Origin of the sequence: Methanocalculus taiwanensis, assembly GCF_024372745.1 — an archaeon.
Classification (GTDB): Archaea; Halobacteriota; Methanomicrobia; order Methanomicrobiales; family Methanocorpusculaceae; genus Methanocalculus; species Methanocalculus taiwanensis.
Genome location: NZ_VOTZ01000022.1, coordinates 36616 through 43412, shown reverse-complemented (window position 1 = coordinate 43412; position 6797 = coordinate 36616). Strand labels below are relative to the sequence as shown.

8 protein-coding genes are annotated in these 6797 nt (G+C 51.6%); 7 read left to right on the top strand and 1 reads right to left on the bottom strand.

Annotated elements, in window-relative coordinates:
* Positions 1 to 173 precede the first annotated feature (173 nt).
* From FTO68_RS09730 to FTO68_RS09705, 6 genes are all read left to right on the top strand, one after another.
* On the top strand, positions 174 to 1070 hold the full coding sequence (locus tag FTO68_RS09730; protein WP_255333208.1) for a response regulator: 897 nt from the start codon (positions 174 to 176) through the stop codon (positions 1068 to 1070).
* 69 nt (positions 1071 to 1139) lie between these two features.
* Positions 1140 to 2126 carry a DUF7544 domain-containing protein gene (locus tag FTO68_RS09725; RefSeq protein WP_255333207.1) on the top strand — a complete coding sequence of 329 codons (987 nt, stop codon included), beginning with the start codon at positions 1140 to 1142 and terminating at the stop codon, positions 2124 to 2126.
* A 58-nt stretch (positions 2127 to 2184) separates the two neighbouring features.
* Positions 2185 to 2919: an SAM-dependent methyltransferase gene (locus tag FTO68_RS09720; RefSeq protein ID WP_255333206.1), complete on the top strand. Its 735-nt coding sequence runs from the start codon at positions 2185 to 2187 to the stop codon at positions 2917 to 2919.
* On the top strand, positions 2912 to 3436 hold the full coding sequence (locus FTO68_RS09715; RefSeq protein WP_255333205.1) for a YkgJ family cysteine cluster protein: 525 nt from the start codon (positions 2912 to 2914) through the stop codon (positions 3434 to 3436). Before FTO68_RS09720 ends, FTO68_RS09715 begins: the two co-directional genes overlap by 8 nt.
* A gap of 36 nt (positions 3437 to 3472) precedes the next feature.
* Complete coding sequence (locus FTO68_RS09710) at positions 3473 to 4294, top strand: Nramp family divalent metal transporter (protein WP_255333204.1); 822 nt, start codon at positions 3473 to 3475, stop codon at positions 4292 to 4294.
* The gene (locus tag FTO68_RS09705; RefSeq protein ID WP_255333203.1) at positions 4291 to 5391 is read left to right on the top strand and encodes a LytS/YhcK type 5TM receptor domain-containing protein; all 1101 of its coding nucleotides are present in this window, start codon (positions 4291 to 4293) and stop codon (positions 5389 to 5391) included. Before FTO68_RS09710 ends, FTO68_RS09705 begins: the two co-directional genes overlap by 4 nt.
* On the opposite strand, the gene FTO68_RS09700 is transcribed toward FTO68_RS09705, so the two are convergent.
* Positions 5392 to 5886, bottom strand: coding sequence for a DUF367 family protein (locus tag FTO68_RS09700; RefSeq protein ID WP_255333202.1), 495 nt, complete (start codon positions 5884 to 5886; stop codon positions 5392 to 5394).
* Here FTO68_RS09700 and FTO68_RS09695 point away from each other — a divergent pair.
* Positions 5885 to 6796, top strand: coding sequence for a nucleoside 2-deoxyribosyltransferase (locus FTO68_RS09695; RefSeq protein ID WP_368659896.1), 912 nt, complete (start codon positions 5885 to 5887; stop codon positions 6794 to 6796). The genes FTO68_RS09700 and FTO68_RS09695 overlap by 2 nt on opposite strands.
* Position 6797: the final 1 nt, after the last annotated feature.

Sequence of the window (6797 nt, the reverse complement as noted above, 5' to 3'; positions counted from 1 at the left end):
GCCGGGTAAGAGGGTATATCTCAACTGTGAAGAAGAATGAGGGGTCAGTACTTGCCGCCATCAAAGGAGCATTCAGGAGAGAACCCTTCATGCCCACTGTGGCTTACAGGTATAGCTGACCAGTTACCATTTGAGATCATCTTCCCTGTTGACTCTGAAGGAGGAGGATCAGTTTGACGAAAGCTACTATAATGATCGTTGAAGATGAAGCCATCACCGCGATGGCATTGAAGAGCAGCCTTGAGGATATGGGATACTCCATCTGCGGGGTTGCCCCGACAGGAGAACTGGCAGTACAAAAAGCAGGTGAGCTCCACCCTGATCTTATCCTGATGGATATTATGCTTGCCGGGGAGATGAGCGGAATTGAGGCTGCTGAAGAGATACGGATGAGCTATAAGATTCCAGTCATTTTTCTGACAGCGTTCTCGGATGATCAGTATATTAATGAAGCTAAACTTACGGAGCCGTTTGGGTATATCCTGAAACCCGTCCGTGAGCAGGAGCTGAAGACTACCATCGAGATGGCTTTTTACAAGCATGCGATGGAGAGGATTGTCCGCGAACAGGCAGAGATCATCCGCGTACTCCTCAACGAGACCCATGATCTCCATTTTGTCATGGATAAGAGTGGATTGTTCCTTGCCGTAAATGAAGCCCTCGCAAAACGTGCCGGAAGAGAGATTGACGAGCTTATTGGATCTGCGGTATCAGAGATGGTTGAATCCGGGTATCTCTCCCCGACGATGGGAGGCAAAACGCTGCCGCCAATTCTGAACTATTCGCTGAAGTACGAAGAAGAGTTTGCGGGATCCTGGTATGATATCGGCATTCATCCAATCTTCGATACCGATGGAACCGTTGCCAAGTATGCCGTTCACATTCATGATACAACACAGGTAAAAGTGATGGGGGAGAGGCTGCGGAAGCTCTCTGATATGCTGATGGCAAAGCTCTTTCCCGGGCAAAGGCGCGAAGATGTCAGCCTGGACGATCTGGGTGACCTGGATGATCTGGTTACATCCGACTTCTTTGATGATCTCAATGATGCACCCGATGAATCCCGGTGAAGCAGATCTCCCTATCTCCCCCTCCTCTTCTCATCATCTTTATCTTAAACCGAAACGAACGGTTGAACAATGACAGAGTATTTTGCCCTCTCTGAGATCGATTCAGCGATCAGGCGCACGCGGGATCTCCTCTGGCCCTTCAGGAAAGGAGTCTGGCTCCGCATCGCCCTTATCTCCCTCTTCATCGGCTGGGGTGGCGCCGGGTTCCCGCAGCCGGCATGGTCCTCAGAAAGCGACTTTCCCTCAGATGCTTTCGATGGTTTTATTGTTCCCGATGCACTGCCGGATATGGCCGGGCTTATCATCGCCATCATCCTCCTGATCATAGCTCTCGCCCTTCTCTTCATGCTGATCGGATCGATCATCCAGTTCGTCTTTGTTGACTGCATACGAACAGGGGATGTAAAGATACGGCACTACTTCTGGCCGCGTGCAGAGAAGGGGGGAAGGGTCTTCCTTTTTGAAATTGGAGTTGCGCTTCTCTTCCTGCTGCTTCTTGCCGCACTTATCATACCGCTTATCATCATAGCCGGAGGTATCGCGGGTCCGGCAGGCGGCATCTCACTGGCATTTTCCCTCCTTGTATTCCTTCCGATCATCCTGGTAACAGCGGTCATCATCGGCATTATCCAGCTGATCACCATAGATTTTGTGGTGCCGATCATGATCGAGAACGATTGTGGCGTGATTGATGGATGGAGGGAGTTCTATGGAATTATAAGCACCCAATGGATGCAGGGGATCATCTACCTCGTCGTCCGGTTCCTCGCGGCACTGGGTGGGGGTTTTGTTCTCATTATCCTGACCCTCCTGGCACTTGCGATACTTGCCATTCCCTTTGCAGTGATCGGATTTGTACTGTATGCCGTGATACAGATTGCAAACATCCATCTCCTCCTTCTATTGGCAATTCCCTACCTTATCATCGCAATTCCGGTAGTACTCCTGATCTCGGTGCCGTTCATCACATTCTTCCGCACCTACTCGCTTGCGGTGCTCGGCAGGCTCTCACCGGAACATATGCTGCTTTTTGATGAAGAGGTTACAATCGGGTGATCATTATCCACTCACTTTTTTCCGGAAGAAGAATATAATCAGGAGATGAGGAAGTACCATGCACCCGTTTGAGATCGAAACAATTGCCCAGTCACACCTCTCCCTGATGAATCCGGTTACGCGAGAGATGATTCTGCATGCAGGAGAGCTTGCCGGGATCAGGAAAGGTGATGTTGTATACGATCTCGGCTGCGGAAATGGAACGCTCCTCTCATTCTGGCATGACGCATATACAATCAAAGGAACCGGTGTCGAACTGCGAAAAGAGTCTGTTGAGGCAGGAAAAAGAGCAATCGCTGAAAAAGGCGCAACAGATCTGATTCAGATCATCGAAAGGGATGCCGCCGTGTGGGAGCCGGAAGAAGCCGCTGACTGTACTGTTGCAATTGGCTCTGCCTTTATATTCGGGGGAGCAGTCCCGGCAATCGCTCACCTTGAGTCTCTCACCAAACCCGGTGGCATCATTGTTATCGGGGATCGGTACTGGCAGAGTGATCGCGTTCCACCCGAATTTGCCGTCCAGTGGCAGGAGATCCCAACCGAGTACGGTCTTGTCGCTGCTGCCCGTGACCTCGGGCTCAGGTTACGTGGAGTGATCAGGGCATCTCCTGACGACCATGACCGCTATGAGAGTGCCATCTGGCAGCAATGCATCCGATGGCTTGACGAGCACCCTTCAGATCCTGATAGGGAAGAGATGGAAGAGTACCTCTGTAAAATCCAGGATGAATATCTTGTTTATGGGAGGGAAGCCTTTGGATGGGCAATCTGGGTCTTTGGGATAGATGCATGAGAGTAGGTATGGAGGGATAGACCTGTCATTTGAATGCAGCCAGTGCGGCGACTGTTGTAGCCACCTTGGCATTGTCCATGTAATAGAATCTGATCTTGGCAATCTCCGGTATGTCGTCAGGAACCGCTATTCGGGCGAGAGGACAACGGTCACGATCGATCCCGATAAAACAGCCCTCTTTCTTGATGAAAAACTTGAGAAGAACACCTTCACCAACCGCCCCCAGGCATGCCCCTTCTTCCGTTTCATACAAAAGGAAGAGAAAGGCTACTGCTGCGTTCATGCAACCCGCCCTGATATCTGCCGCGATTATGGGTGCTGGCGTATGCTCATCCTTGATGGTGGCGGGAGGCGGGCAGGGAGGATCATGGAATCACGACATCTTGCTTCAGATGATCCCGTTCTGCTCAGTATTTTCGCAGAAAAAGCTCATAATCTTGAACGGCTCTCCGATTCCCAGTGGGATGATGCGGTCATCAGGATGATCAGATCAGCCGGATATATGGTGCGTATCTGATCGGATCTTATATTACACAAATGACAATAGTACTGGGTGCAGATCCAAACATCCCTTCCCGCCTTAATCACTTCTTTCCGAAGGCAGCTTGCGGAACGCTTCTTTTTTCTAGGTCCGGTCTTTATCCTTGCACTTGAGGTATCAGGCGAATCGGGGCTTGTTGAGATCATCAATGCCGGGCTGCATACCGGCTATGGCCTCCTCTGGGTCTTTGCAGTCGCGCTCATCTATAAGTATGCCTTTGCATATGGGATCGCCCGATATACACTTTCTACAGGAAAGACGATCTTCTCAGGTCTTCGGTCAATTCCCGGGCCACGGAACTGGGAAGTCACCTTCATCACGATCATCTATATCCTCGAGATGCTTGCATATGGGGGATTCCTCATCATCGCAGCGCATTTCCTCTATTACCTGCTCCCCTTCGAGATCCCGATCCAGGTAATCGCGATTGCAACGCTTGCCCTGATCCTCTTTATCCTCTGGAAAGGAAGCTATGAGCGGCTGGAGCGGGTGATCATCGGGATGATGATCCTCCTCTTTATCGGTATACTCTTCAGCCTTCTTGCCCTTCATGTTCCGGTAACCGAGGTTGCAGCAGGACTCATTCCGCATCTGGATCCCCACTATTATATCGAGATCATGGCCCTTCTTGGAGCGGTTGGCGCAGGATTAAACCTCCTCCTCTATTCGGTCTGGCTTCATGAGAAGACCGGTGGAAAACCCTGCATCACCGATCTTCCCGAGAAGATGCGGATTGTCAAAACCGATCTCTTAATCGGATTTGGGCTTATCGGCCTCATGAGTTTTGTATTCCTGGCGATAGGGGCCGGGTACAGCCTTCAATCCACCACATGAATGAAGAGGTCATCTCGGCTATTGCCGTCTCAACACATCTCTTTATGACAATACCCCTTGCAGCTCCGGTATTTGTCCTTTCTTCGTTCATACTACTTGCGGGTGCTGCAATCTCCGGTATGGACGGGCGTGCGCGTGCAGTCTGTGGAATTCTCCGTGAAGCGGGTGGTATTCAGATACCGGCAAAGAAACTCTACAGGCTGATCCTTCTTGCTTTCTCTGTGATCATCATGGCTGCAATCTTCATCGGACGCCCGGAAGCAGTTATCAAGAATGTCTCTGTCGTCTCATCGATCCTCTTTGCGGTCATCGGCTTTGCGTTGATCTATATCGATAATAATCTTCCAAGGGAACATCGGGGATCCCGTATCTGGCTTGCTGTGATGGCGATCGGATCAGGGGTATTCCTCCTCGTCGCTCTTCTCGAAGAGGCGACGATCCTGGCATTTGGGGTTCCGTTGATGGAGCGGCTTGCCATGGTTCTTCTCGTTCTTTTTGTCTTTGTCAGATCAGATCTTGCATCGGCATTCAGGAAGGGGGTTGCAAATAAAACCGATCTCCTCTGGCTGATTCTTATCTTTGGAACACTCTCAATTTATGGAACATTCCGGGGTTTTAACTTTGAAGGAGTCCTCCTGAATTTCCGGGATCTCGGCCCGATCCTCGCCGGACTCATCGGAGGCCCCATAGCCGGGGCGGCAGCCGGTGCAATCGGCGGTCTCTACCGGTACTCGCTTGGGGGCTGGACCGCTCTTCCCTGTGCGGTTGCAACGATTGTCGCCGGAATACTGGGTGGTCTCGCCGGGAGGCGGTGGCTGCCGCTCACGCCGCTCCGTCTCGCTATCCTCGGGGTAGCAGCTGAAGCGCTTCATATCCTGGTGATCCTGCCGCTTTTTACGATTGGAACTCCTTTTACAGAGATTTTAGACGTCATTCGCGCAACACTCCTTCCGATGTCGGTGGTCACGGCAGCCGGGCTGATCCTGTACCTTGTGATCGAGAACCAGTACAAGAAGGAGATTGATATGAAAGATCTCGTCTGCTGGATCAGAAAAGAGATCGATCCCGAGCTTGAAGCAGAGAAAGGCGAGCCGTAATCAGAGGTATTCAGCCTGCACAGCGAGCACTCCGGCACTATCCACAGCTGCTGCATACTCTGCAAGCGGCTCGGCATTCACTTCGAGGAACCGGATACCAAACGGCACTTTTGAAAGGATCAGTTCTGCCTGATTGCGCTCACCGAGGATGATCAATGCCGCGGCAAGCGCTTCGACTGATGAGAGGACAAAAGGCTTTCCGAAATTTACCGGATTTGCTGCGACCAGAAACGGAAGTGCCCTCCGCCCACGGAACTGTGAGAGCTCTTCCCGTTCAAGCACCTCCCATGAACAGTCGAGGGCGGTGATCGAACGGATCCATATCCGGTCGGCAGGCGATATGACAACCCCGGCTGTCGGATCAAGGAGGAGCGTCCCTTTTGGTACCTGCCGGAATGTCGGGACAATCCTGACAAGTCCATACCGCTCGAGCCGCTTGATCGTACATTTCCTGGGATCGCAGGTGTTGTCGCGGTATGAGATGAGAGGGATCATGATAGTAGTGTCTAATCTTCATATCACATCAAGCACCGCGATCAATCCATCAATGATCAGTTCCAATACTGACTCTATGTATGTGATGGTTGCACCCTGTATCCTCGATCCCTCGCTCCGGGCTGAAGGAATTACGCGGGACGAGGATCTCAGGGCATATGCTGCCTGCCTGAAACGGTGCTCGGCATTCGGGCTTGAGGTTGTAGCGCTCCCCTGCGCAGAGACGCTCTATCTCGGAAAGAACCGGACTCCCGGAACATTCACAGAGCGGCTGAATACCCCTGAATTTGAACTCATCATCGATCGGCTCGAAATTGAGGTGCGGCAGATCATTCTCCAGCGTGGGGAGCCACTCTGTATCATCGGGGCAGATTCATCACCCACCTGCGGCGTGAACACCACATGGTACGGCCCGGAAGAAAAATTAACTCACAGGGGTGTGTTTCTCTCCCGGTTCCCGGAAATACCGGCCATAGATGCGTTTGATTTCGCACGGTACAGGGTCTATCTCGCGTCACCGCTCTTCACCGAAGCAGAACGAAAGTACAATGAATTGATCAGGGATCTGCTTGCGACCCATTGTTTTGAGGTGTATCTTCCCCAGGAGGTGGGTCTGGATTCAGCAAGCCGGAATCGGGATGCAATAGATCATATCTTCCGGTCTCATTGTGATGCCCTTCAAAAAACAGACTGGATAGTTGCTATAATTGATGGAGCTGATGCCGACTCTGGTTGCGCATGGGAGATTGGATATGCGTATGCGAAAGGGATTCCTGTTGTTTCCCTCAGAACCGATTTCAGGCATGTTGGACAGAACGAACATGTGAACCTGATGCTTGAGCGCTCATCTGTTGTGGTAACCAGTAAAGAGGCTCTCCCCCGTGCCCTTAAGTCTCCGCTTCACCACTGAA